The organism is Sorangium sp. So ce124, from assembly GCF_051525235.1.
Lineage (GTDB): Bacteria > Myxococcota_A > Polyangia > Polyangiales > Polyangiaceae > Sorangium > Sorangium atrum.
Window position 1 is genome coordinate 6,242,890 of record NZ_CP150312.1, and the last position, 25,146, is coordinate 6,268,035.

Annotated in this window: 22 protein-coding genes; 9 read left to right on the forward strand and 13 right to left on the reverse strand. The window is 69.6% G+C overall.

Features of this window, described 5'->3' with window-relative positions; translation table 11 throughout:
• Positions 1-7: 7 nt before the first annotated feature.
• Positions 8-2,026 (reverse strand): DUF2169 domain-containing protein, encoded by a 2,019-nt coding sequence (locus tag WMF19_RS23285; protein ID WP_437901082.1) that lies wholly within the window; start codon positions 2,024-2,026, stop codon positions 8-10.
• A gap of 462 nt (positions 2,027-2,488) precedes the next feature.
• On the opposite strand from WMF19_RS23285, the gene WMF19_RS23290 reads away from it, so the two are divergent.
• Positions 2,489-2,821, forward strand: a complete 333-nt coding sequence (locus WMF19_RS23290) for a hypothetical protein (protein ID WP_437901083.1) — start codon at positions 2,489-2,491, stop codon at positions 2,819-2,821.
• A 205-nt stretch (positions 2,822-3,026) separates the two neighbouring features.
• Here WMF19_RS23290 and WMF19_RS23295 read toward each other — a convergent pair whose 3' ends face one another.
• The gene (locus tag WMF19_RS23295; RefSeq protein ID WP_437901084.1) at positions 3,027-3,380 is read right to left on the reverse strand and encodes a hypothetical protein; all 354 of its coding nucleotides are present in this window, start codon (positions 3,378-3,380) and stop codon (positions 3,027-3,029) included.
• A gap of 410 nt (positions 3,381-3,790) precedes the next feature.
• Here WMF19_RS23295 and WMF19_RS23300 point away from each other — a divergent pair, with 410 nt between their 5' ends.
• Positions 3,791-5,167, forward strand: a complete 1,377-nt coding sequence (locus tag WMF19_RS23300; RefSeq protein ID WP_437901085.1) for a DUF5939 domain-containing protein — start codon at positions 3,791-3,793, stop codon at positions 5,165-5,167.
• A gap of 111 nt (positions 5,168-5,278) precedes the next feature.
• On the opposite strand, the gene WMF19_RS23305 is transcribed toward WMF19_RS23300, so the two are convergent.
• The 4 genes from WMF19_RS23305 to WMF19_RS23320 form a co-directional block, all read right to left on the reverse strand.
• The gene (locus tag WMF19_RS23305; RefSeq protein ID WP_437901087.1) at positions 5,279-5,797 is read right to left on the reverse strand and encodes a hypothetical protein; all 519 of its coding nucleotides are present in this window, start codon (positions 5,795-5,797) and stop codon (positions 5,279-5,281) included.
• Between the two features lie 69 nt (positions 5,798-5,866).
• Positions 5,867-6,445 (reverse strand): HD domain-containing protein, encoded by a 579-nt coding sequence (locus tag WMF19_RS23310; protein WP_437803629.1) that lies wholly within the window; start codon positions 6,443-6,445, stop codon positions 5,867-5,869.
• A gap of 12 nt (positions 6,446-6,457) precedes the next feature.
• The gene (locus tag WMF19_RS23315) at positions 6,458-7,000 is read right to left on the reverse strand and encodes a hypothetical protein (protein WP_437901088.1); all 543 of its coding nucleotides are present in this window, start codon (positions 6,998-7,000) and stop codon (positions 6,458-6,460) included.
• A gap of 53 nt (positions 7,001-7,053) precedes the next feature.
• The gene (locus WMF19_RS23320; protein WP_437901089.1) at positions 7,054-7,413 is read right to left on the reverse strand and encodes an SLOG family protein; all 360 of its coding nucleotides are present in this window, start codon (positions 7,411-7,413) and stop codon (positions 7,054-7,056) included.
• Between the two features lie 216 nt (positions 7,414-7,629).
• Between WMF19_RS23320 and WMF19_RS23325 the strand changes: the two genes are divergently transcribed.
• Entirely contained in the window at positions 7,630-8,550 is a 921-nt protein-coding gene (locus tag WMF19_RS23325; protein WP_437901090.1) for an AraC family transcriptional regulator, read from the forward strand.
• A 54-nt stretch (positions 8,551-8,604) separates the two neighbouring features.
• Here WMF19_RS23325 and WMF19_RS23330 read toward each other — a convergent pair whose 3' ends face one another.
• Positions 8,605-9,588, reverse strand: coding sequence for an MBL fold metallo-hydrolase (locus WMF19_RS23330; protein WP_437901091.1), 984 nt, complete (start codon positions 9,586-9,588; stop codon positions 8,605-8,607).
• Positions 9,589-9,845: 257 nt separating this feature from the next.
• On the opposite strand from WMF19_RS23330, the gene WMF19_RS23335 reads away from it, so the two are divergent.
• A complete protein-coding gene (locus tag WMF19_RS23335) occupies positions 9,846-10,913 on the forward strand; it encodes a hypothetical protein (protein ID WP_437901092.1) in 1,068 nt (355 codons plus the stop codon).
• 167 nt (positions 10,914-11,080) lie between these two features.
• Here WMF19_RS23335 and WMF19_RS23340 read toward each other — a convergent pair whose 3' ends face one another.
• The 4 genes from WMF19_RS23340 to WMF19_RS23355 form a co-directional block, all read right to left on the reverse strand.
• Positions 11,081-12,853, reverse strand: coding sequence for a CotH kinase family protein (locus WMF19_RS23340; protein WP_437901093.1), 1,773 nt, complete (start codon positions 12,851-12,853; stop codon positions 11,081-11,083).
• A 365-nt stretch (positions 12,854-13,218) separates the two neighbouring features.
• Complete coding sequence (locus WMF19_RS23345; RefSeq protein WP_437901094.1) at positions 13,219-13,626, reverse strand: Kazal-type serine protease inhibitor family protein; 408 nt, start codon at positions 13,624-13,626, stop codon at positions 13,219-13,221.
• 563 nt (positions 13,627-14,189) lie between these two features.
• Complete coding sequence (locus tag WMF19_RS23350; RefSeq protein ID WP_437901095.1) at positions 14,190-14,945, reverse strand: response regulator transcription factor; 756 nt, start codon at positions 14,943-14,945, stop codon at positions 14,190-14,192.
• 411 nt (positions 14,946-15,356) lie between these two features.
• Entirely contained in the window at positions 15,357-16,076 is a 720-nt protein-coding gene (locus tag WMF19_RS23355) for an alpha/beta hydrolase family esterase (RefSeq protein WP_437901097.1), read from the reverse strand.
• 28 nt (positions 16,077-16,104) lie between these two features.
• Between WMF19_RS23355 and WMF19_RS23360 the strand changes: the two genes are divergently transcribed.
• Positions 16,105-16,518: a hypothetical protein gene (locus WMF19_RS23360; protein WP_437901098.1), complete on the forward strand. Its 414-nt coding sequence runs from the start codon at positions 16,105-16,107 to the stop codon at positions 16,516-16,518.
• Between the two features lie 325 nt (positions 16,519-16,843).
• On the forward strand, positions 16,844-17,665 hold the full coding sequence (locus WMF19_RS23365; protein ID WP_437901099.1) for a polysaccharide deacetylase family protein: 822 nt from the start codon (positions 16,844-16,846) through the stop codon (positions 17,663-17,665).
• Between the two features lie 37 nt (positions 17,666-17,702).
• On the opposite strand, the gene WMF19_RS23370 is transcribed toward WMF19_RS23365, so the two are convergent.
• Positions 17,703-20,036: a glycoside hydrolase family 15 protein gene (locus WMF19_RS23370; RefSeq protein WP_437901101.1), complete on the reverse strand. Its 2,334-nt coding sequence runs from the start codon at positions 20,034-20,036 to the stop codon at positions 17,703-17,705.
• Between the two features lie 719 nt (positions 20,037-20,755).
• Between WMF19_RS23370 and WMF19_RS23375 the strand changes: the two genes are divergently transcribed.
• Positions 20,756-21,802 (forward strand): ABC transporter substrate-binding protein, encoded by a 1,047-nt coding sequence (locus WMF19_RS23375; RefSeq protein ID WP_437901102.1) that lies wholly within the window; start codon positions 20,756-20,758, stop codon positions 21,800-21,802.
• 102 nt (positions 21,803-21,904) lie between these two features.
• The gene (gene nudC, locus WMF19_RS23380) at positions 21,905-22,714 is read left to right on the forward strand and encodes an NAD(+) diphosphatase (RefSeq protein WP_437901103.1); all 810 of its coding nucleotides are present in this window, start codon (positions 21,905-21,907) and stop codon (positions 22,712-22,714) included.
• A 43-nt stretch (positions 22,715-22,757) separates the two neighbouring features.
• On the opposite strand, the gene WMF19_RS23385 is transcribed toward nudC, so the two are convergent.
• Positions 22,758-23,834, reverse strand: a complete 1,077-nt coding sequence (locus WMF19_RS23385) for an ABC transporter substrate-binding protein (protein WP_437901104.1) — start codon at positions 23,832-23,834, stop codon at positions 22,758-22,760.
• Between the two features lie 237 nt (positions 23,835-24,071).
• Between WMF19_RS23385 and WMF19_RS23390 the strand changes: the two genes are divergently transcribed.
• Positions 24,072-25,100, forward strand: a complete 1,029-nt coding sequence (locus WMF19_RS23390; RefSeq protein ID WP_437901105.1) for a hypothetical protein — start codon at positions 24,072-24,074, stop codon at positions 25,098-25,100.
• Positions 25,101-25,146 lie beyond the last annotated feature (46 nt).

The window sequence follows — 25,146 nt, forward strand, 5'->3', positions numbered from 1 at the left end:
GCGGGGCTCAGCTCGCCTCGCGCAGCGCATCGATGACCCTCCGCACCTGCTTTCCAAGCCGCACGTCCTTCACCAGGCGCTGGATCCATACGCGGTGAATATGCGGCCACGCCTCGGCCGGGAGGCCACGTTCGGCGAGCGCTCCCGCGATCTCGCTGCGCTCGGCGGCCTCGGCGAGGCGCGCGTAGTCGTCCGGCGCAATGGGGCCGCGCTCCGCTTCGAGCGCGCTCACGTAGGCGTTGTCATAGATCGAGAGCAGCGCCTTCCTGCTGCGCGCGGCCTCACCGCGGATCCGGTCGAGCCAGTGCGCGTGGACGCGCTGCCATCGCGCCTCGTCGAGCTCCTCGGCGTGGAGCACGTCGCCGGTCGAGCCCGTGTCGCACGCGAGGCGCGCCGCGATCGCACCGCATCGCTCCGGCGGATACGATTCGAAGGCGACCTCCAACGCGGGCTCGACGATCGGCGCCGGCGCGTCCGTCGCGTCGGTTTCCACGGCCGGAGGCCGCTCGGTGACGGGCGCGGGCGCCTCGGAGGGTCCTGCGGAGAGCGCCGCGATCGCGCCGGGCAGCGGCGGCGGCGCGGAGGGGCGAGGCGGCTCCGACGCCGGCACAAACAGCGGCGGCGGCGCGGAGGGGCGAGGCGGCTCCGACGCCGGCACAAACGGGAGCCCCGACGTGCTCGCTCGGGGCGGGGCGTCGCTCCGAGGCGCGCTGTGCCCTTGCGCAGCGACGAAGGGCAGCGCCGCCGACGACGCGACGAGCCCCGGCGTCTCGGTCCTCGTAAGCGGGTGCTCGGCGAGCCCCGGCGTCTCGGTCCTCGTGAGCGGGTGCTCGATGAGCGACGGCGTGGTTGAGCCCGAGCTCGGCTGGGTCGTGTGCTCTCTGGTGGGCGTCAGAGACGCCGATACGGCGCGGACCGACGACAGCGGCGGCACGGAGCTCGGGGCCCGCGCCGCGACGCCTGAGAACGGCGGCGCGGTCGACGAGGGCAGCGCGGCGCCCACCGCGAGCGTGCCATCCACGCGGAGCGCGTCGCGGGCCAGCCTCGAGGGCACCGCCTCCGGCGCGCCGGGTCCTGTCACGACCACGCGGCCAGGGCAGTCTGCGCGCTCGAGCAGCACATGCGCTCGCCACACGAGCATCGCGAGCCCGCGATCCGTGTCGAGTTGCAGCGTGTCGCAGCGCAGCTGAAGACGTTGCCGCCCGGATCCATGATCGACGATCGCGGCCGGCGTGACAGGCGCGAGCCGCGTCGACAGGTGCGCGAAGCGCGGGTGCAGGTTCTCGAGGTAGATCACCTCCGCGCCGAACGGCTCGGTGCATTGCTGATCGGGCGGTGCAGCGTTGAAGTACCCGCCGTCGATGTCCTCAGGAAGCGGCCATTCATGCCACCGCCTCGGGTGCCAGAAGGCGGCATGCCGGTGCAGGCAGGCCGCGCGCGATGGCCACGCCGGCGCGATCGGGCCGAAGCCCACCGGCGGGACGATGTCGCCCTGCGACGCGAGCCGGCGCCCGACAGGCCACAGGTTGGGCGCCGGCTCGCGGCCCGAGCGGTCAGCTCCCGCCGCAGCGCCGAATGGCCTGCCGGCTGGATTGCTCGTGTCCGGGCCGCCGACCGCGCGCTCCCATGCGAGCGGCATGCGGATGAAATGCGCCGGCTCGCCGAGCCGCCCATCGGGGCCGCAGCGCCGATCGCCGACCACCTGGATCGCCTTGTCGATACCACCGACCGCGAGGCGCGCGACGAGCGACGGTACGGGCCGCCCCTCGGGCGCATACGCATGCCCGGAGACGAGCACCTCGGGCCGCTGCTTGAATGGCACGAGCTCCGACGCGAGCGCGAGGGCGCCGCCCTCGCCGGTGTACACGTCGGCCTCGACCACGGGCTCCTGCGTGGCGGCGAGCGGCGACAGCTCGGGCCGCAGCTCGAACGTCGCCTTGCACACCACGGTGAGCGCAAAGCTGCCATGCCGCGGCTGCCATCCGATCTTCGACACAAGGAGGGCACAATCCGAGATCACATCCATGCCCGCACCTCACGTCCTGGCTGCACCTGGATGAGCGTCGGCGTCAAGCTCGTACGCGTGCCCGTCTCGGATTGGACAACTGATCTTGCCGCTCCCCCTCCTCGACTCGACCGCGGATCCGAGCCGAAGGCGCGCAGGCGCTGGCGAGCGCGGAACAACCGGCGGCGGAGCTCGACTGGATCGCCGTCGAGCTGGTGGGCGAGGACGATCGGCCTATCCCCGGTGAGCGCTGCCGGATCCGGCTGCCGGACGGGTCGGCGCGCGACGAAGCGCTCACCCCGCCGATGTCCTGCGTGTGCCTCCGGAGGGAGCAGAGGTCCCGAGGCGCGGAGGCACGCCCTGTGTCGCGCGCCGCAAGAACGCTCGTCGAACAGGTGACCTGCACAGGACCCCTCGCGACCCGCGCTTGCGCTGGTGTAGCGTCCGGCCGCCGCAATAGCGCGGTTGAGCTCGGGAGGAACCATGTCTTCTTGCATCCACCGGTATCTTGGTTTCGCTGCGATCACGGCTGGTCTGTTCGCGTCCTGGGGTCTCGGCTGCGTCGCAGCCGCCGAGCCCGATGAGGAGACGGCAGCGCGGAACGGCGAGCTGGAGACCGTTCCGGAGGAGGAGGTCGGCGAGGCGGAAGGGGCGGCGTCGGATTGCTCGGTGTGCCAGTATCGCTACTGCGAGGTGACCGGCCCGGGCCGCTGCGCGAAGTACTCTTACTGGTACCACACCTGTCCCGGCCTCCCGAGTGGATGGGGTGGCCCGTGCAGCACCACATTCTACTCGTGTAACAATTCCTGTCCCTGAGAGCGCCCGGGCGCGGCGACTCGGTAGCTCGCCCGCCTGTCCCTCGAGCGATGAGCGACGCGCGGCCAGACAGCGGGTGACGTCGCGAGGACTGGGGGACGAGAGAGGATATCCCGCTGGGTCCGGTGGTAAGAGCGCGGCGCTGGTGGCGTGACAGGAGCGCGCCTCGCGCTGCGCTTGCTCCCGCGCAGTGGCGCCGCTCCCATCACTGGAGAGGAGTGATGCGGAAGATCACATCACACAGGTGCAAGCAGGGCTGGTACCCCCCCTGGCAGTCGTTGAGACACTGGCCGCGGTCGGGCTGCGGAATACCGGCGCAGGATGACTGGCAGTAGTAACGGTCTTCGGTGCAGGTGTCCAGGCAGCAGGAGTGGGTGTACTGGGTGTCGCAGTTCGGCGCCAGCTGAGGCGAGAGCGTCGGTTCGCTGATCGACGGAGCGCTCTCCTCGTCGGGCTCGGTGCCAGCGTCGACCATGCAGGCCGCGACCAAGAGGGAAAGCGCGCACGCGCTGGCCGCGGAGACGACGAAGCGCAGGAACGAGGCAGGATGAATTCCCATGGCAGCTCTCCAAAGGTGGTTGACCCTCGGGCGCGGGCAGCACACGGTTTTGCTGCGAGCCGATGCACCGCTCCAAGCAGGGTGCGTGCCACGCCTCATGACCTGTTTTCTATGCCATCGCGGATGCGCCGCCCACCCAGCTGGGGCCGAGTCTGCCCGATTTGCGCAAGGATGGCGCAAGCTGCTGCGCTGCCGACCGTCTATGCGCGGCTCTCGGGCGACCCAGCCCGGCCCGCTACCGCGTCCGATCGTCGGCGGCCGCTCTGCCGCCTCGCGCAGCGGGTACGCTGCTTCCCCGACGAGCTCGATGTGCCGCAGCACAGCGGCTCGCGGCGATCGGGCGACGCGGCCGGGCACGCACGCGACACTTCCCGCCGCCTGCGAGACATGCGCATGCTGGGGGAGCAGCCATGGACACCCACCGTCTGAAGAGCCTGTTCGAGCGGCTCAGGCAGCAGCACCCCGTGAACGCAGGCGAGATCGATGCGGTCGAGCGATGGCTCCACGACGCGCCGCTCGTCCGTCGCTACCGTATCAACCCCCACGTGGTCGCGGCGGACACCGCGCTCGACGCGCACGCGGTCATCCGCGTCCTGCTGCACGGCACCCAGACTGGCCTCTTCGACATGCACTGGGACGTCCACTGCAGCCATTGCAACATGCTGGCCCAGGCGATCGACGACCTCGCCACGGCCGCCGCCGTCTCGTTCTGCCCGATGTGCGAGTACTCCTTCGACGTCGACATGTCGGCGCGCGTCGAGGTGACGTTCTCGCTCGGCCGGTCCATCGAGGACCTCGGCTTCCCCCCCGTTTGCCCGCCGCCGTCGGCGCTCGATCCCCGCTATGGCATGACCGCCGCGCTCGGCGAGACCGCGGCGGCGACCGAGGTGCTCACCCCGGGCCGCTACCGCTACTTCTGCCCCTTGACCCGCGCCAAGGGCATCCTCCGCGTCGAGGGTGAGCCCACGGACGAGGTGCAGGCCGTCGCGATCTCGCAGCTCGCGGGGCCCCACTATGACGTGACGGAGCTCGCGGTGCGGCCCGGCCCGCTCACGATCGCGCTCACCAACGTGGGTTGGCCGCAGTGCGGCTTCGTCGTTCATCACGATGTCCTGAAGGACGAGCTCGATCCGGCCAGCCTGCCGCGGCGGCTCAGCGGGCTCGAGCTGCTCCACGTGCCGGAGTACCGGCGCTACTTCGGCGGCATGGTGCTGTCGGCGCGGGAGCGGCTGACGGTCCGATCGGTCCTCGTCGTCTTCACCGATCTGTGCGGCTCCACGCGGCTGTACGAGCGGATCGGCGACGCCCCCGCGTACAACCTTGTGCGCGATCACTTCGACATCGTGATTGGCGCGGTCGAAGCTCAGGGCGGCGCGGTGGTCAAGACCATCGGCGACGCGGTCATGGCCACTTTCCTGGACGAGCGGTCCGCGGTGACGGCGCTGAGCGCAGCCATGCGCGGCATGCTCGGCCACAACGTCGGCCGGCCCGAGGGCGAGCGCCTCGTGCTCCGGGCGGGCATGCACCGCGGCCCGGCGCTGCTCGTCAACCTGAACCAGCGCCTCGACTACTTCGGCCGCACCGTGAACACGGCGGCGCGCCTGCTCGGCGTCTCAACAGGCGGCGAGCTCACCGTCTCTGCGCCGCTCGCCGCCGACGCCGGGCTCGTCGGCCTGCTCACCGCCGAGGGCTGGACGCCGCCGCGCGCCTCGCACGTCGACCTGAAGGGGATCGAAGGGACCCGGACCGTGCACTCGGCGGGTTTTCCCGGCATGGCTGCGCGCTGACCCGCGCGCGTCTCCGACGCACCGGACCCGCTGACTGTGCATGGCCAGCGGCGTGCTCCGCGCCATCCCGCCGATCGCCTCCGGGCCTCATCGCAAGCTCCTCTGCCCACGTCACAACGCAAGCGGGTACCCCTCCACCGAGTACCCGCGAGCGCGCGGGACGGCATGAGCGTGCGTCGCAAATTTCAGCATTCCGGGGCACGACGGATGCTGCATGGCTTGATTCTCACTCCCAATCCTCCATGGGAGATAATCAACATGATGCGATGTACACGTGAGGCAGCGCGGCGGCGACTGACGGAGCGCTCGCCATTTCAACGTCGACTGCAGACCTGCGATGTGGTGTTCCAGCAGCATCATGGGATGACGGAAGCCGGCGGCATCGTTGAGAAACGCGTGCATGGCGGGACCTTGGCGTTCAAATTCAGCCAGCTCGCGCCTGGCATCGTCGAGCGACGGCAAAACCTCCGCGTCCACGACCGTGGCGCATTCCGTGCACCACGCGGGCGCGGTCTTCGCGACGGCGCTGTCGCCATCAGGAAGCTGGTAGTAGGCTCCAGAAGGGCCCTCGCGCAGCATTCCCTCGAACGCGCAAGCTGTGCAGGTTACGCGGAACAGGTAGATGCCCATGAGTCTGCTCGAGTCTGCCCATCGCTCCGATGAGCCCCGGCCCGATGCGCCGGCGGTTCCACCCGGGAGTTAGCGCTCGTGTCGGCTACATTCCAATCGCACATGCCCTCGTTCAGCGATCCTCTCGAAGCAAGAGTCGAAGGGGATGAACAGGCCCCAGCGATCACGGCCGCCGCGCGCCGTGGCCTCCAGAAGCGCTCGTTCCTCCAGGTCCGGCGCGCGCACTCCCTTCCAGAGCTTGTCGGCCAGGGCGATGATGAGCTCCTCCAGTGTAGATGCCATCTGCTGCCAGCGTGCGTGCGACAAGCACACTCTCGCGAGCGCCGGCGTGACCGAGGCTGCGAGGAGCATCCGCTCGCCTGCGGGTTCGTGCTCGCTGCCCGGCCCCGTGAGCTCTCGAGGGTGCTCGATCTTGCCGGCGTCATGGAGCACCACGCCAACCCGAACAAAGTCCTCGTCGATCGGAATGCCCTGCTCGCGGAAGAGGATGATAAGCAGATCGGCCGCTTCCCCGACGAGCTCGACGTGCCGCAACAAGTGAGGCGGAGCGCCCAGGGTCGCGAGCAGCGACCTGGCGTCATCGCGGGAGGCGGGAAACATGAAACGCCCTGCCCTTCGCACGTCTGGATGACGTCCCGTGATGGCCATTCATCCGATGGTTCACTTCCAGAATTGCCACCACTTTTTGCCCGGAAGCTGCTGTTCCGCTTGCTCGTCCGGCCCCTCGCCGTCGTCCTCTCTGAAGTCCTTGTGCTGGACCATCTGGACACCGCCACATGCACCGCAGAAGGCGCTGAACGCGTCCATCGTTGCGCCAGCAGGAATATTCGGGAAGACTCTCGCGATCAGCTCGGAAGGCGCGTCGAACAGCTCGTCCAGGCCGCACTTGCTGCACGGGCCGATGGTCCAGTCTGCGCGCTCTCGCAGGTACTGCTCGCGGACCTGCAGCAGGTTCTCGCCGCCTGTCGGCGCAATGAACCGAACCTCTGCGCCTTCGTTGACGGTCTTCAACTGGTGCGGTTGGTTCAGGACCCGGGCGGTAAAGACATCGCCGTGGCATGCGGTAACGCGCACCCAGACAAGCTCCGGACGGCGATCGGTGAGCCGCGGCCCACCATCGTGAACCAGGACTTGCACGTCGTCCGGGTGGTCGACGTGGAAGCGGCCCTCAAGCCTCGGGTGCTGTCGCCAAGCTGCCGTCATGTCCCATAACCTCTCAACAGCTGCGCTCCTGCCAGGCGCGCCCTCCGTGCCCCTCACTCCGCGAACACGCTCACCTCGACACCAGCCGCCTTCGCCAGCTCGGCGAGGTGTCCCGACCCGCGGCTCTTTTCGATCGCGGGATGAAACACAAGCACCTGCACTACCCCGCTCGCCAGCATCCGCTTGTTGAGCCCCTTCCAGGCACCACGCTTGTACTTCGCATAGTCCGCCTTGTTCTTCGCCATGGGCTCCACGGCGAGCCCTAGCTCGGCTGCGACGCGCCCGGCGAGGGCGTCCGCGCCCGGCGAGTCGCCGTGGATCACGGTCGCCCCCGCCGGAAGCTTCGCCAGCTCGCGCCGGATCGCGCCCACGTCGGTCCACGCCACGGCGCCGGCGACGATCACACGCGTCATTCCGCCATCCTACCTTCGAAGCGCGTGGGGCGGGAACATCAGGATGAACACACCCCCGCCTGGCCCTCCCGGCGCAGCGCCTGCCCACCGAAGCATCCCGCGCTGGGACGCGACCGCCTGGCCGAGCGTCCTCGCGGCGAATTTCGCCCTATCCTCTCGACGAGCATGGGATCGAGGAGTGCAACCCGCCGTGCCCAGGGGCGGCCCGCGCGCGGGGTGAGCGCGACGCCCCCTCCGCCCGGGAGCGTCTCGAAGGCATCCACCCCGCTCCTCGCCGGCTCGCCCGCGCCGGGGGCATCGCGCTCCGCGCCGCGCGCGCCGGTCGACGTCGATGCGGTCGACCTGCCCGCGTTCGGCCTCGCCGACGATGTGCTGCCGTTCAGCGGCGACGTGCACGCGCACCGCAAGCACCAGCTGCTCTACGCTAGCGCGGGCGTCCTGCACCTCGAGGTCGGCAGCGCCCACTGGATCCTGCCGCCGCAGCGCGCGGCGTTCATCGCGGCCCACGTCATGCACCGCGCGCACGCCGCGGGGCCCGTCGCGCTGCGGACGGTGTACCTGTCGCCGCGGCTCACCCAGGTGCCGCTGCCTTCCGGCGACCCGCAAGGCGAGGAGCGCGTCGACTGCCGTGTCTTCGCGGTGACGCCGCTCGCGCGAGAGATGGTCCTCCACGCGATGCGCTGGGGGCCAGACCACGGCGGGCGCGACGCGACCGCGTCGCTCTTCTTCAAGACGCTCGGGGCGCTGTGCCGGGAGTGGGTCGCCGAGCCGCTCCCCTTCAAGCTGCCTGTCGCGCGCTCGCCCGAGCTCGCTCGCGCGATGTGGTTCGCGCGCGAGCACCTCGGCGAGCACCCGACCCTCGACGACGCCGCTCGCGCGGCGCGCACCTCGACGCGCACGCTGTCGCGGCGCTTCGTCGAGGAGGCGCGGACGACGTGGACCGAGTACCTGAGCACCGCCCGGATGCTGCGCGCGATGGAGCTGCTGGCCGGAGGCGGCGCCCGCGTCACCGACGCCGCGGTCGCTGTCGGGTTCGACAGCCTGGGGGCGTTCACCCGCGCGTTCGCCGCCTTCACGGGCGAGCGGCCGAAGGACTACCGGGCCCGCGCGCAGGCGAACGAGGCGAGCACGGGGTGAACCGGCGCGGCGCGCCCGGGCGAACAGCGCGCTCAGGCGGCCGCGCCGAGGCCTTCACTTGCTCGCGATCGCGTTCGCGAGCCCGTAGACGCCGTACTCGATCATGTAGGCGAGATCGTAGTCAGGGAACTCGGCGCTCGCGAGAGCCGCAATCTTCTTGTGGTGGCTCGAAGCCTCGGCCCCCGAGAGCTCGCTCTTCTTCTCGCCGAGCGAGGCGACGTAGCGCTCGACGAGGGACTCCATCGCGGTGAGGTACGCCTTCTGCTCGTCCACCGCGGCGCGCACCGGGGCGGTCTGCCCCCGACCGCCGTAGACGGTGAGCCCGTCGAACTCCAGCAGCTCGTCGAGCGCCGCGCGCCACGAGGCGAGGTCCGGCGACGGCTTGCCGTTGCGGATGCCGCCCTCGAGCCACGCGTGCGCCTTGTGGTGCACGAGATCGCCGACGACGAGCGCCCTCGCCGAGGGGACGATCGCGACGGTCTGCGTCGTCGAGACGCCGGCGTGCTCGAGCTCGCGCAGCTCGACCGCGCCGGCCTGCAGCGGGAGCGAGTACGCCCCCTCGAACGTCACGTCGACGACGGCCTTCGGTGGGTACGTCTCCTCGGTGAACATGCCCGCGCCGACCATGTACGCCTTCTTGTAGGCGTGGACCTCGTCGATCGCGCCCGCGGTGGCGCGGCTCGCGACGACCTTCGCGCCGATCTTCTGGAACTCGGACGCGCCGTTGAACTTGTCCGGATTCGGGTGCGTCACCACGACGTACGTGATCGGGCTCTGCGTCTCGCTGCGGATCTGCGCGATGGCGCTTCTGGCGTACGCTCCCGTGAACTGGGCATCGAACACGACGACCTCGCGCCCGGTGTCGTAGTAATACGAGCGCGTATCAAAGCCGGCGGCGTCCGACGTGAACGCGGCGAGCTTCGCGGCCGGCGCGCCGGCGGGGCCCTCTGCGGGCACGCTCGGGCCCGCGGCCTCCGAGGCGCAGGCGGCGAGGGCGGTGAACGAGGCGACGGCGGCGGCGCGGATGAGCTTCGACATGGGGGATTCCTCTCTCGATGGCATCGCGGGGCGTCCTGCCCCGGAGATGGGAAGAAGATGCGGAGATCCGCGCTGGCGCGCTTCCTCCCGCAAGCCAATGTTTTGCTCGTGCACGCCAGCGTCGATCGGGCCGTCATCGTCACCCGGACACCTGATCTGGGACGGGAACGACGCAGGGCACCGCGCTGCGACGCCGGTGTCACCGCTTCATGCCACGAACTCGCCTGTCTTCAGCGGTCGTGGTAGCGCTGCTCCTCATGGCGAAGGCCGCACGCACGACGACGAAGCGCGGGACGCGCTCCCCGCAGGGGCGCCGTCGCGTTCGCGTCTACACGGCATGGCACCCGGTGCTCGTCGCGCTCCTCGAGCACGTGCTGCCCGCGGGCTGGTATCAGTGCATCTCGGAGTTTCAGCTCGCGCGCGAGCCGCTCCGCGTCGACCTCGTCATCCTTCGGCGCCGGCGGCGCGGCGCCCCGCCCAGGCCGAGCCTGCTCACCAGCGTCGTGGGCGAGCTGGCAGAGCACACCCTCGTGCACTTCAAGGGGCCGACCGACGAGCTCGAACGCGACGACGCCCGCATGCTCCTCGCTTACGCGCTGCAGTACCTCGTCGTTGCAGAGATTGAGGACCCCGCCGCCATCGCCCTCCGCGTGCTCGCGCCCCGGCTGACCCCCCGCTTCGTCGAGGCGCTGAGATCGCTCGACTGTGCGCTCACGCCGACGGGACCGGGCACACACGAGGGTCGGCTCTGCATCTTCCCCCTGCGGGTGGTGGAGACGGTGCCGGCGAACGCTCGCGAGGGCGACCATCTGCTGTACACTGTGACGCCTGGGATGGTCGCCGACCCCGGCGGGATCCCGGCGCTCTCCCCGGCGGAGATCGCGGTGTTCTGGGCGCTCCTGGAGCATGTCGAGCAGCTTCGACGTCCACTCCCGGGGCAGAGGAAGCGGCACATGAAGGACGAAAAGCGGGTGGTCGAGAGCTTCGAGAAGGTGCTCGCGCGCCTCGTCGCGCGGGTGCCGCCCAAGCAGCGGCTCGCCGGGCTCGCCCCCGAGCAGCGGCTCGCGGGTCTCGCCCCCGAGCAGCGGCTCGCCGGGCTCGCCCCCGAGCAGCGGCTCGCGGGTCTCGCCCCCGAGCAGCGGCTCGCCGGGCTCACCGAGGCGCAGGCGGTTCTCGCCCTGCCGGACGCGATGCTCCGCGCGTTGTCCGTGGAGTACATCGCGACGCTGCCTCGCGAGACCCAGGCGGCGATTCAAAAGCGCCTCGGGGGGGCCTCGCAGAGACGGCCGGCGCGCCGGCGAAAGCCGCGCAGCCCTTCGAGATGACGCCTCGAAGCCGAAATCGGCGACGGCCGAGACGAGATTCGTTCTTCCCGACCAGGCTCCAAACGAGCCAATCCTGCTGACGGTTCGTGCAGCCGCGCTTCGCGCGGTCGCCACCCGCCACCAGAGATGCCACACCCGCCAGGAACTACGAGGTGGCGCCTCGACCCTCACTGCTCGAGGTAGAGGGCCACCTCCGCTGTCCGTCCCTTGGCGTGGGCGATCAGCGTGGCGAGTCCGTTGTCGAAATCCTCGGGCGTCATGAGGTGCGTGTGCCCCTCGATCTCGCCCTCCGGCCCGACGACGTACGGCGCGATCAGGTCGTGCGCCGCCTTGAACCACGCCTCTGAAGCGGCCGCCTCGTACTCCTCGGTGGCGGCCTGCGCCACGTAGCCGCGGTAGACCTCCAGATAGACCGGATCGTCGAGCAGGTAGCGGACGAGCGGCCATTGCTCGGTCACGTCGGCCATCGAGAGGGGCAGCGCCGTCAGTCCGATGTTCACGCCCGCATCGGCGTCCGAGAACGCGAAGGTGTGATCCCAGGGGATCCACGTGAACTGCCCGCCCTTGTTCGGGTCCGCGTAGAGATAGTAGTTGTGCGGCAGGCGGCCGTACACGTCCCAGTCCTCGACCACCGCGTTCAGCGCGAACCAGTGCAGAAAACCGTCGACGTCGAGGCGCGCCTCGAGCCCCGCGCGCCAGGCGGCGGCGTCGGTCCGGTCGGCGTGCAGCGCGTCGAACAGCGCCCGCGCGTCCGAGAGGTCGGTGTCGCCCTCGTTGTTCTCCTTGACGATGGTGTCGGGGTCCCACGTCTCCCACCGCGCGCCGGTGCCGTCGGGCTTGTAGAGGTTGCCCTTGTGGCCGCCGAAATGGGTGTCGAGGAACGACTCGTCCGACGGGAGCTCGATGCCGGTGTACAGCCCGAAATAGACGGGCCCTTCCCCGTGATCGATGAAGACCCGGTAGAACGCGGTCGCGGGCGCGGGGATCCCCGCCTTGGCGAAGATGTCGGTGCCGATCTTCTCGCGCAGGAGCGAGGGATCCAGGTACCCGCTCGCGAACGACATCGAGTCGAACCCGTAAAAGCGCTGATTCTTGGTCTCGGGATACGCATCCTCGAATCGGTCGAAGTTGAGACGCAGCGGCAGCTTCCAGTTGCCCGCGTTCCAGGGCAGGAGCAGGCTCGAGTTGCCCTTGAAGCGAATGCCGACGTGCTTCCACTGCCGATCCTCGGTGGCGACGTCGCACTCGACGTAGACAGGCGTGCGCGGGAGCAGCTCGACGCTGCTGATGAGCCCCGGATCGCCGCCCCCAGGGCCGGGCGGCATGCAGGCCAGCTCGCCCTTGACGTCGGTGCACGTCCCCTCGGTCTCGGTCCCGAAGATGTCGATCGTGCAGCCGGCGTCCGCCGCGAGCCCCTCGCAGGCGTCGATCCAGTCCTGCGGCGGCGTGAATTCGTCGGGGTCCTGCGGGTTCGGCTGGCAGGTCAGGCCGCCGGGGAGCTCCGTGCACGTCCCCGCGGTGTCGGATCCGAAGAGCGAGATCGTGCAGGCGTCGCCGGCCACGAGACCATCGCAGGCCGTGACCCACTCCGGAGGCGGCACGAATGGACCGCCCTGCGAGCCGAACTCGCCGGCCATGTCCGTCATGTCGTCGACCATCTGCTGCCACTGCTCGGGCGTGATGGTGATGTCGATGCGGGGAACCCGGTCCTGCGGGAACGCGGCGGCGTAATCCGGCGGCTCCGCGGAGACGCCGCCCGCCTCGCCGCCTGCGCCGTCGCCGCCCGCGCCGTCGCCGCCCGCGCCCTGCCCTCCGGTGCTGCTGCTCGCGCCGGCGCCCGCCCCGGTCGCGCCGGGGTCGTCGGACGAGCCACAGCCCACGAGAGGCGCGGCCGCCAGCGCAGCGAAAGGCAACAGACAACGAAGAATTTTTAAGGTCATCGATCGCTCCTCAGTTCGCGTTTCGGGGCAATCTTATGTCAATTATGCATCGATTGCGTGACGAAACCTCACGCCAGAAGCGTGCGGCATGCCGTGATCAGCCAGATCGGCCCGAAGTGCAGGGCCGGGGTGCGGTGCAATTTTCCATATCAATAGAAACAAAGTTTTCCATTGATGATGCAGTGAAGATTTCCACATGAAAGGAGGGCGGCGCAGGCGCGCCGCGCGCCCTCCCGCGGCGATCGTGCGGGCCCCTCCGCTCCCCGAGGAGAGCCAGGTAGGTCGACATCGACGCGGGAGGACAGCGAGCTATCGAGTCGACACCGCGGGGGGACGAGGCACATCAGGCCCCCCGCGGCGCGCGCTCACGGGAGCGCGCCGCACTTGCCGGGCGACGCGACCGAGACGCCTGCCGCGTTCGCGAAGCATGCATTGCTGTAGGTCTTGCCGTCGCAGCCGCAAACGGGATTGTACTGCTGGGTGCACGCCTTCGGGATGGGCGCGCAGACGCCGGTCTGATCGCCCGCGCCGCACTGCGCCTTGATGTCGTAGTCACAGAAGAAGCCGCGCTCGCACGCGATCCCGGCGAGGCCGCCGCAGACGCCGCCCTGTTCCCCGCCGCCTCCCCTCACCTCACTGGACTCGGAGACGATCGATTCGGGCGCATCGTCGGCCACCTCCACCTGACAGCCCGCGGCGAGCGGGGCCACGGCGAGCGCGAGCCAGACGACGGATGCAATACGACTGCCCTTGAACCAAGCCTGAACGTTCATGATGTTTCCTCCAATGTCGCCTCGCCGCTCCCGGCAAAGCGATGTTCGTGCGCGAGCCCCTCCCCTGGAGAGAAAGGGCGCCTTGCGCCGGGCGCGAGCGCGGCGCGTGATCCCTGTCATCCCCCTGCCGATCGGTCGGCGAGCATGAGAGGCAACTCGACGCGACCTACGTGCGATGAGACCTCGATCCGACGGTCGCAGCGCTGCGGGGGCACAGCCTCCTTGGACAGTCTCCTTGGCAGGAGTCAGGCCACACGTCGGGCGGCGCGGTCTCCACCGCGTGCACGTCCGGCTGCGGCGTCAGGGGCCGCCCGGATCGGGCGAAAGCTGCGCAACGTGAGCGAGGGCTTGCGCAACCTGCCCCCGCAGCGTGGCCTGCGCGGCCCTCTCACGATCACCGACGGCGAGGTGAGCCACGAGCCAATCCAGTGCTGACGGAGAGCGCGTCCATCGCCGATGGGACCGTCGCGCCGCCGTATGCCAGGCGACCGTGAGGCTCGCGGTCTCCCGGCGAGCGCTCGTCGCTCTGCGGGCCGGCCAGCGGCGCGCGCTCGCGTCGCCCCTCAGCCCAGGAGCCCCCGCTCGCCCAGCCACAGCGTCGCGCCGGCGCGGCTGTAGATGCCGAGCTTGTCGTAGGCGTGGGCGATGTGATGCTGCACGGTCTTCTGGGAGATGTGAAGGACGACGGCGATCTCGCGGTTGGTCTTGCCGACCCCGACGAGCCGCAGCACCTCCAGCTCGCGCTCCGTGAGCGCCCTTCGTGACCGGACGGGCCGAGCGCACTCGCCGCTCGGAGGAGCGCTCGGAACGGGATCGGTGGCGAGCAGATAGTTGTACGTCGTCCCGCGTCCCCCGGCGAGGCGATGGGTCCAGATCGGGTTGGCGCAATAGAGCTCCAGCATCTCCTTCGTGTACCCGATCACGAAATGCTCGAAATACGGGTGCCAGGCCGGGAGGTCGCGAACTCGAAATTCGACGCCGGCGTCCCGCAGCGCCGCTTCGGAGCGGCTGTCGGTCTCGGAAAAATAACGATGCCAGAGGGTCGGAATGGCCGTGACCAGCGAGGACATCTCCGGATCTCGGACGAAGCGCTTCAGCGGGCCATCGACGAGCGCCCAGCGCGCCGACTCGGCGCCGAGCTCGAAGAGGGCGTCCTTGCGGTCCGGATAGAATCTCCGAACGAGCTCGTCGTGGAACGTGAGGAACTCGGGCAGCGGAACCAGGCTGCTCGCCGTGATCGGCTGCCTGAACCACGGATGGCTCAGCGCCATGTCACGAAAGAGGCCGCGCCACGCTTCCGAGCCGAATCTCCGGCTCACCAAGGTTTTCCGCGTCAGGATTGTGGTTCCGCTGACCTTCATGGGAAGCTCGTTGGCGCCTCCCGCTGGACGACGAAGCCGCTCGGGAGGCAGGCTCCCAAAGTATCACTCGTCACGTCGAACGATCAAGGCGTCGGCCGCCAACGCGCGAGTTCGCGTGTCACGCCGCAGCTACGATCAAGCGGTATTTGCACACCAGCAGCAGATTCTTCTGATGGCGCTGCAGGCCGACAGACCGCGCTGTGGATGCGCAGCGTCATTGCATCCCACAGCGGGGCGTATCTCGATGTCAGCGGAGTCGCTCGAACGTGGAGGCGGGTGTGAGCGGGACGGCGATGATCGGGGGACGCCGTGCAGCGGAATGGAGGGGACGCGCCGCGTCGAGCACGCAGAGCGCGCGCCAGGAGGCGGTTACGGCAGGGTGTGCCGCTTCAGGACGGGCCAGCCGACCGAGGCGTTGCCGTAGTCGTGACCCCCTCCCTGCTTCGTGCAGAGGGCCACTTCGACGCCGCCCTCGCAGTTCGAGAAGGTCGAGCAGCCCTTGCTGTCTTCGGCCGATGGCGAGCCCGTGCACTTGTTGATCTGGCCCCACTTCTCGAGGGTCGATTTCGCCCCGAGGAACGTGATGGGCATGCCGCTCACCACCGCGGAGTATCCACCGGCGTAAGGCACGATCGGATCCCCGGTGCTGCGGAACGAGATCACGGTGATGGGGCGCGACGGCTTGCAGTCGCCGACGTTCTCCTGCAGGAGATCGAAGGCGGCGGGCGCCACGGCGGCGAACGTGTCGGCCGCGTGGCAAGCGAGGTAGTGGGACATCCCGCCTCCCATCGAGAAGCCGACCGCGTAGATGCGCTTGGGGTCGATGCAGGCGGTCTCCTGGATCTCGGCCACCATCGCCTTGACGAAGGCCACGTCGTCGGTGTTCTTCACGCAGCAGGGCCCCACGTTCCAGGCGCCGCCCGACGGGCCGGACAGCCCTGACGGGAAGGCCATGATCACCCCCTCCGGGTCGGTCTGCGCCGGATACGGCGAGCCCGATCGCTCCGACGGGCCAGAGCCGCCGAGGGGGTGGAGGTCCACCACGAGAGGCACCGGCTTGCTGCCGTCGTACGCGGCAGGGACATGCAAGACATAGCTGCGGTTCGAGGAGCCGATCGTGATCGTCTTGTTCGTGTCGCCGGCCCTCAGCGCGGGCGACGGGCAGGTGATGGCCTCGCCGCCACCCGCGCCGCTCGTGCTCGCGCCGCCACCCGCGCCGCTCGTGCTCGCGCCCTCACCTGCGCCGCTCGTGCTGGCGCCCCCACCAGCGCTGCTCGTGCTGGCGTCGCCGCCGGCGCCGCTCCCACCGGCGCCATCGCTGCCGGTGCTGGTGCTGCCGCTGGCCGGGCCCGTCGTGCTTCCCGACACGCTCCCGCTGCCCGAGGTGCTGCTCGTGCTGGCGCCCGCGGTGGGGCCGCCGCCGTCGCCGCCGGCGCTGGTGGTCCCGTCGACATCGCCGCCGCAGCCCCAGAGGGAGATGCCGAGCGCTCCCAGTACCAGAATCAGCTTCGGTAAACTCGTTCGTCCGTAAGTCATTTGTCAGCACCTCTGTCCGGTGGGTTCAAGACCGCCATCCGGTGCTCGGGTCACGTCCTCGGAAGCGCGGGACAGCGCCGCCCTCGTCGTCCCGGCTCGCCGTCCGTCGTCACATGACCCGATGCACGTGGCAGTCATATCCGAGGCCGTTGGCTTGCGGCATGGGCATACCGGCCTATGCCCCGACGCCGTCGCAGCCGCTCGCCGTCCCGGGAGCATCTCCAGGCGTTCCTGGAAGGCGCAGAGCGCGCTGGTCTTCCCGGAAGGGCGCCGGAGGCCCGGGCACGGTCGATGATACGGCGACGTGTTCCGTGGAGATCATGCCCACGGACAGGGGCTGTGCGCGGCGCCCCGCGACGCGCCGACAGCAGGCGGTGCTGGCGTTCATCGTGGCGTGCCTCGCCGCCGTGCTCCTCTCCCCGGTCCACCTGACGCGGCGTCACCCGGGCGCCCTTGTCGTGTCCATCGAGTTCGACGACACGCTGGCGGATCAGCTCTCCGCGCGCTCCATCCTCGCCGAGCACAGGATGCATGCCACGTTCTTCGTGAACAGCGGTGCGCTCGACCGCCCCGGCTACCTGACCGTCGCGCAGCTCCGCGAGCTCGCGTCCGACGGCCATGAGATCGGCGGCCACACCATCAATCACGTGCGGCTGCCCGGGCTCAAGGTCAGCGAGCAGCGCCGGCAGATCTGCGATGATCGCCGCGCCCTCCTCGCGCTGGGCTTCGCCGTGAGCGACTTCGCCTACCCCTGGGGCGCTCACGACGGCGTCAGCGTCGAGCTGGTGCGCTCCTGCGGTTACGACAGCGGAAGGCGCGCGGGCGGGCTCGCGTTCCCCTCGTGCATCGTGTGTCCACGGGCGGAGTCCATCCCTCCGCGCGACCCCACCGCCACCCGCGCGCCCGGCTCCCTCAGCCGCAGCCAGGGCGTCCCCACGATCCAGGCTATCATCCGCAGCGCGCAGCAGGACGGCGGATGGATACAGCTCATCTTCCACCATGTCTGTGACGCCTGCGGCAAGTACAGCATCTCCAGACAGGACTTCTCCACACTCCTGGACTGGCTCGCGGAGGAGCGCGACGCGGGCCGCCTCGTCGTCCTGACGGTGCGGCAGGTGATCCACGGCGAGGTGCCTCGCTAGGCTGCCTGTGGCGTGGACGAGGCGCCCCCGATGCGGATCAGTCGCGGAGCGGAGGAGCCGCGCCCGTCCCGCGAGGGGTCGCGTCCCCTCGGGCGGCGCCTCCGGCGCTGCTCATCGGCCGGCGGAAGAGCGCCGCGTCGTCGTGCGCGCGCAGGGCCAGGACGAGCTCGGCGTGCGCCCACCCGAGGGGCGCCGCCGAGCCGGTCGGCTGGCCGGCGCGGGGCCCGCGATCGAAGACCTGCTCCGGCAGCATCTGGGACGCGGTCGCGAAGCGCCCCATCGCGTCGAGGTAGGGGCGCATCCCCTTGCGCGCCGCCGCCGGCGAGCTGGGCTTCTCGAGCGCCTTCGCGAGCTCGTACTCGGCCCTCTCGCCCGAGAGAATCGGCCATAACATGCCTCCTGTCCGCTCGCCGGAGAGCGGGTCGAAGCCATACCCGTCGCCGACATAACGAAAGAATCCGGGGCCGACCCCGGGGACCTCGACGCGCAGCGCGGCGTCGCAGGCCGCGCGCGAATCGGCGATGTTCGCGGCGAGCGCCGGGCGCACCCCGAGGACGACGAGCCTGAGGAAGCCGCAATCGACGATGTCGCGCTCCAGCCAGGAGCGCCCACGCAACACGTAGCGTCGCTCGTCGTTCGGGTCCCTCGGGGCGTCCGGGCTGCCGGTCCCGTCGACGCGCACGAAATACCGCCCGTTGGCGGTGCCCCCCTGGGTAGTGAACGTCCAGCCGTCGATCTGCCGGGCCCAGCGCTCGGCCGTCTCTCTGTACCGGGCCTCGCGCTCGGGGTCACCCATCGCTCCCGCGAGCTCCGCGGCATGGACGAGCGCTGTGCAGACGAAGGCCAGGGTCGACGGCGAGACGCCCGAGACCTCCTCCCATCGATCGAGCGGAGTCCAGGGGCCGAAGGCGACAAGGAAATCGGCGGCGCGGCGCGCGAGATCCCAGCACGCACCGGCCGCGACGAGCCGCGCCTCGACCACGTGATAACAGACGTCGATCGGCTGCGCGACCTGATCGAGCTCCAGGCCTCGCCAGTACGGCTCTCCGTCGGACCAGGTGTTCTGGTAGAATGAACCCTCCTTCGAGACATGGAGAGAGCCGAAATCCCAGGTGCCGTCCGACGCGGAGAGCTGGATACCTTTCATGAACCGCATCGCGGCCACGGGCGAGCGCGTGTCGCCTGCGGCGAGCAGCGCGAGCGCGATCTGGCTGAGATCACGCGGCCACACGAGGTGGTAACCGCCCGTGATCGTGCTCGAGGTCCTCGGCGAGATCGCGCTCGCCCGGTCGAGCCTGACGTCGCCCCAGGGCACGGACGGCGACGCGATGAAGGCCCCTGGGTGCGCCCTGTCCTCGAGGGACTTCATCACCGCCACGGAGCTCCGGTAGAGGCGCGCGAGGTCGGGCGAAGCGCTCCCGAGCGGGCGGAGGGACGCCTGATAGGCGCGCCACTGGGCCCGGTACCTGTCGAGGAGCGCGTCGGGGTCCTCGCCGAGCGACGCCTGGGCGGCGCGGTGGGCCTCGTCGATGTCGCGTCCGAAGCCGAGCGCCAGCGTGAGCTCGCAGACCCCGGGCGAGAGCGGCAGATCCAGCTCCCCGGTCAGCACGACGTCCCCGTCCCTCGCGTCGCGGTAGTGCGTGGTCAACGTGCGGTGGTTCTGCAGGTCCCGATAGCCGTCGCTCTCGGTCCCCGAGAAGCCGGCTGTGGCGTCGCGCCAGCGGATGGAGGTCACGAGGGCCTGGGCGAAGGGGCCTTGCCAGGCGAACAGCCCCGCTCCCGGCGCGCCTCCGGTGCTCGCCATCGCGCTGTCACCGAGCGGCGTGTTCCCCGCGCTGGGGTTGTGAAGGACGAAGAACCTGAGCCCTCGGACTTTCCTGGTGATCCTCAGGCGCTGCAGGACCACGTCCCTGTCGGGATCGGCGAAGATGATCTTCTCGATCCTGAACCTGCCGCCCGGATCTTCGGTGATCACCCGGAAAGCTGGCACGCCGCGCTCGATCCAGCGGACGCTCCGCCGTGCGTCTCGCCGCTCCTCGAAGAGGCCTCTGTCGGCCGCCGTGACGAGCAGCTGGCTGTCCCGCGTCTGCGGGGTATCGTTCGTCGGCCAGAACACCTCGGTCAGGATGCCGCTCGCTCCGGTGAACCATACATTGCTGATCGGGGCCGTGTCGGAGCGCGCCGAGTACTTGAGGTCCTCGTCGTAGCTCTCGTACGCGGCGCCGAAGAGATCCTTGGAGCCGTGAGACCAGCTTCCCGCGGACGAGGACCCAGGCGCCACGCCCGAGGGCGTTGCGGCGCGCGCCACGCCAGCGAGCGGGAGCGAGGCGCCAAGGGCTGCGAACAGCAACGTTCTCCCGAGATTTCGCATGGACCGGCTCCGACCTGCGATGAACGCGCCGCGCGTCGGTCTCGAAGCGTGCAACGCCCGGTCCATTGACGCCCAGCCCACCGCCCTCAACGCATGGCCGACGCTCCTCCGCTGGGGTCATCGGCCTAGCGCGGCGCTGTGTGCGTCTCCTGCGCGCGCCGGCGTGAGCACCGAGGTTCCCCTGGGGCAGCGCGCGTTCCGCCATCCCGCCCGCGCGCCGCCGCGAGGCAGGCCGGTCGCCGCTGTCGCGCGCGGTGAAGCAGGAAGAGCGCCATGAAGCGGACAGCGGCGCGTCGGGCTCGACCTGGAGCGGCGTACCTGACGTGCTCGCGCGGCAAAGAGGGAGGTTGTGGCGGTAACTCCTGGATCAACAGGAGGCGGCTTGTCCAGGCATGGCAGTAATAGCGATTCAGGTGCCGCGACGCGGAGCGCCCGTCTCCCGCCGTGGAGGGCGGTTCTGGGGCCGCAGAAGCGGCCTTCTGCTGTTGCGCCGCTGTCGCGCCGCTGCACGGATTCGAGCAGCCCCTCGCCGCCACTGTTGCTCCAGCAGCAGCTCCTCAGCAGCTTGAGCGGCAAGCTCCTCGCCTCCGACCATCGCTCTCCCCAGAGAAGAGCGTCACCGCGCGATGCCCACTTTCGCTCACCCAGTTCATCCGTTATAGTGGACGAATCGTCCGTTCGATAGTTCGCGACGGACGCCCAACGGAAGGGAGCTTTGCATGAAACAGCTGTTCAAGCTGCTCGCCCTGGTGCTCGCGCCGCTCGCCATCGCGCTGAGCGCCCAGGCTGCAGAAAAACCGAGCGAGATCCGCGTCGCCAACCCCGGCGTGGGCGTCGGCAATCGCCCGGTGGTGGGGGGCTCGGCCTGGTCGCTGCTCAACCTGAACAGCGCGCTCGAGAGTGAATTCAAGAGCGATGGGGTGCCGGTGCGCTGGAATTTCCTGCGCGGCGCCGGACCGGCGGTGAACGAGACGTACGCCAACGGGTTGACGGATTTCTCGCTGCTCGGCGATCTGCCGTCGATCATCGGCCGCGCCGGCGGCCTGAAGACGCGCATCCTCGCGAGCGGGCCGAAGAGCAACCTGTACATCGCCGTGCCCGCGGACTCGCCGATCCAGAGCGTCAAGGATCTCAAGGGCAAGCGCTTTGCGGTGTTCAAGGGCACCTGCCTGCAGCTCTCGGCGGCGCGCATCCTGGAGGCCAACGGGCTCAGCGAGCGCGACACCCGCGCCATCAACATGGACAACGCGACCACCAAGGCGGCCCTGGCCACCAAGGACGTCGATGCCGCCATCGGCGGCCCCGACCTGCTCGCGCAGCGCGATCAAGGCATCGTGCGCATCATCTATTCGACCAAGGGCGACCCCCGCTACACCTGCAACAGCACCATCATCGGCTCGGACGACTTCATCCGAAAGTACCCCGAGATCACCAAGCGCGTGGTGCGGCAGTACGTCCTGGCAGCGAAGTGGCTGGCAGATCAGGAGAAGGACCTGAGCGCGGCATACCGCGTCTGGTCGCGCTCCGGCGTCCCGTTCGCCGCCTTCAAGGAGGACTGGGCCGGCGAGTCGGTGCGCGACAGGGACAGCCCGCTCGTGGACGCGTACGTGGTCGCTCGCTACAAGACGAGCATCGCCGACGCCAAGCGCCTGGGCCTGATCCGCGCGACGTTCGACTTCGAGCCCTGGGTCGACCGCAGCTTCCTCGATCAAGTCCTGAGAGAGGAGAAGCTCGAAGGTTTCTGGAAGCCCCGCACGCTGCCCTGACGCAGCCAGGAGCCCGAAGCGGAGCTGCCGGGTGAGGCGACCCGAGCTTCTGTCGTGCGCGGCGCTGGCGGCGCTCGGCGAGCCTGGTACCCTGGCCCCGCGATGAGGGTCGACGAAGATGTCGTGGTGATCGTGCGCGGGCTGGAGGTGGTCGTGGAGCGCGCCGGCGGGCTGTTCCTCGGCCGGCGCGACACCATCGAGGCGTTCGCCGATCCACCCGTGTTCCTCGGCAGGTTCGAGGGTCGCGGCTGGTACGCGGCGCGAGCTCGGCCCAGCGTCGAGCTTCCGGCCGAGCTCGCGTTCGCCTCGGTCCGCTCCCTCTTCTCCGAGCTGCCCGAGCCCACGTTGCACATCCTGGGGCGCGCGCTCGCTGGGGTCGAGTTCGACGAGACGCACCGCTACTGCGGGCGCTGCGGAACGGCCACCCAACAGGACGCCGCGGCCTCGGACGGGCGCGAACTCAGCGTCGGTGAGCAGACGCGGCGCTGCCCGAGCTGTGGGTTGAGCGTGCACCCGCGGATCGCGCCCGCCGTGATCGTGCTGGTGGAGCGCGACGATCGCGTGCTCTTGGCGCGCAGCGCGCGCTTTCCGCCCGGGCGCTTCAGCGCGGTGGCGGGCTTCGTGGAGATCGGCGAGTCGCTCGAGCAAGCGGCTGCGCGCGAAGTCGGCGAGGAGGTCGGCGTTCAGATCCGAGATCTGAAGTACTTCGACAGCCAGCCGTGGCCGTTCGGCCGCTCGCTGATGATCGGCTTCTCGGCCACGTATGCCGGCGGCGCGCTCACGCCGGACGGCCACGAGATCGTCGAAGCCGACTGGTTCTCGCGCGAGCAACTGCCCGACCTCCCACCCAAGGTCAGCATCGCGCGCCGTTTGATCGACGCCTTCGTCCAGCGCTCCGCGCCGCTGTCTTGAGCAACGGCGCACGCCAGGCCATCCCCTCGGCGACCGACGTCGCCTATTTCGCGGCCTGGTCGTTCGCGTAGGGGTTGAGCTCGTTCGTGTAGACGCGACTCAGGGCGATCTCCCCCGGCTTGAGCTCGCCGCTCTTGACCATCCAGTCGATCCATACTTGAAAATCGCGCTCCGTGATCAGGCCGCCCTTGCCGGCGACGCCGTAGCTGCGCCAGAACTTGATGGCCGAGTCCTCCTCGTTCCGGCCGCGCTTTTTCATCAGCGCGATGCAGCGCGCCACCACCGTCTCGCGCGGGGTGTCCCGGGCCCACTCGATGGCCTTGGCCGTCGCCTCGACGAAGCGCCGCGCGGTCTTGGGGTTTTCCTTGATGAAGCTCGTCTTCATCACGTAGCTGCCCGCGGTGAACTTGCCGTAGAGCTCATAGTCCGAGAACAGCGAACGGATGCCGCCGCGCTCGAGCGCGCGATCACGGTAGATGTCGCCGAGCGTCGCCACGTCGACCTGCTTCTCGCGGAGCAGCTGCTCGCCGTTCACCGGGGGAATGACGAGCAGCGTGACGCGCCGGGCTTCCTCCGGCGTGAGCTGGCCTCGCGACAGAAACTCCTTGACCATGAACTCGCTGTGGGCACCGAGCGTGTTCATCGAGATCGTCTTGTCCAGCAGATCGCGCGCGGTGCGCAGCGGGCTGTCGTTCAGCACGTAGAAGCCGCTCTGGCGTTGCTCGTCGACACCGTAGTAGCCCGCCACGGCGATGATGGGCGCCTTGGCCGCGATCAGCTTGATGATGGCGCCGTTGAAGGCGCCGCCGAAGTCGGTGTCGCCGGTGACCACGGCCTGCACGCTCTGGGGGCCGCTCACCGTGCTGCCGACGAACTGCAGGCGGATCGGCGCGAGGTAACCGAGATCTTCCGCGAGCTCGATCGGCGACACCGTGCCGTTGTTGCCCTGATAGCGGAGCTCGAGCGTCTCGAACTCGCTCTCCGATCCGGCGGCGGAGGCACGCGAAGCGTCGTCGCGCGAGCAGCCCGCCGCGCCGCACGACACCAGCAGGGCGAAGAGGAGGACCGCACGCAACGCGGCGCGGAGCAGGCCAGCAGGGATGGGGCGCAGAGGAGCCATATCCGTTATATTAGACGATCATCCGCTACAGTACAAGCCCCTACTCTTGCCGACGAACTCGCGCGTGCGTCGGAACGCGTGGCGCTCGACGCACCTGGCACAGGTTTTCCTTGAACGCTGTCTTGCATCAAACCGCGCGGTTTTGTCGGGATCCTCCCGCGCGCGGCCCTGGCACTCTTTGGCACAGGAGCGAATCCAATGACAGACCTACGACCAACCTGGTTTCGATTGGGCCCCGTGTTCTCGCTCGCGATCGCCCTTTCTGGCGCGCTCGCGGGCTGCGGGCCGATCGGCTGGACGACCTGTGAGTACGACGGCGTCGAGTACAGCCCCGGCGACGAATTTCGTGACAAGGACGGGTGCAACAGCTGCTCCTGCACAGAGGACGGGAACGTCGCCTGCACCGATATGGCGTGCACCTCCGATTGCACGTGGGGAGGCGTCACGCACGCGCCGGGCGAGTCGTTCCCTGCCGGGGACGGGTGCAACAGCTGCTTCTGCATGGAGGACGGGAACGTCGCCTGCACCCTGGTTGACTGCAGCGGCCGCTGCACCTACGACGGGCTCGCCTACATGCCCGGTGACTCGTTCCCGGCGTCCGACGGGTGCAACACCTGCACCTGCGATCCCTCGGGCTCCGGGAACGTCGGCTGCACCAAGATCGCGTGTCACGGCTGTGAACGAGACGGCATCGGTTACGCGGCGGGGGCGCCGGTCCCACCGGACGACGGCTGCAACAGCTGCACGTGCAACGCGGACGGCGAAATCGTGTGCACCGACGTGGCTTGCCCGGAGGGCTGCGCGTATGGAGGCGTGGAGTACATGCCAGGCGACAGCTTCCCTGCCCTCGACGGCTGCAACACCTGCACGTGCGGCCGAGATGGCAGCGTCGCATGCACGGAGAAAGGCTGTCCGGAGGCCTGCACCTACGGAGGTGCGGGGTACAAGCAGGGCGACAGCTTCCCCTCCCTCGACGGCTGCAACACCTGCACCTGCACCGCCGGCGGGGGCGTGGCGTGCACCGAGCGTTATTGCGGGTGCGACCCGTCGAGCGAGTGGTGGCGCCAGTACGTGAGCACCAGCCCGGAGGAGTGCGCGGTCATCGACTTCGCCTGCACCGGAGGCCTGACCTACGTCTCCAACGAGTGCGGGTGCGGCTGCGAGCAGGACCCGAGCTGCCCGCCCTCGTTCAACTGCATGCCACCTCAGGCGTGCGATGTGGACGAGATCAAGAAGCGCTGCCCGTACTCCACGATCGCCTTCTGAGCGGAAACATCGCGCTCGGCCCACGAGGACCCGTTTGCGCGGCGCG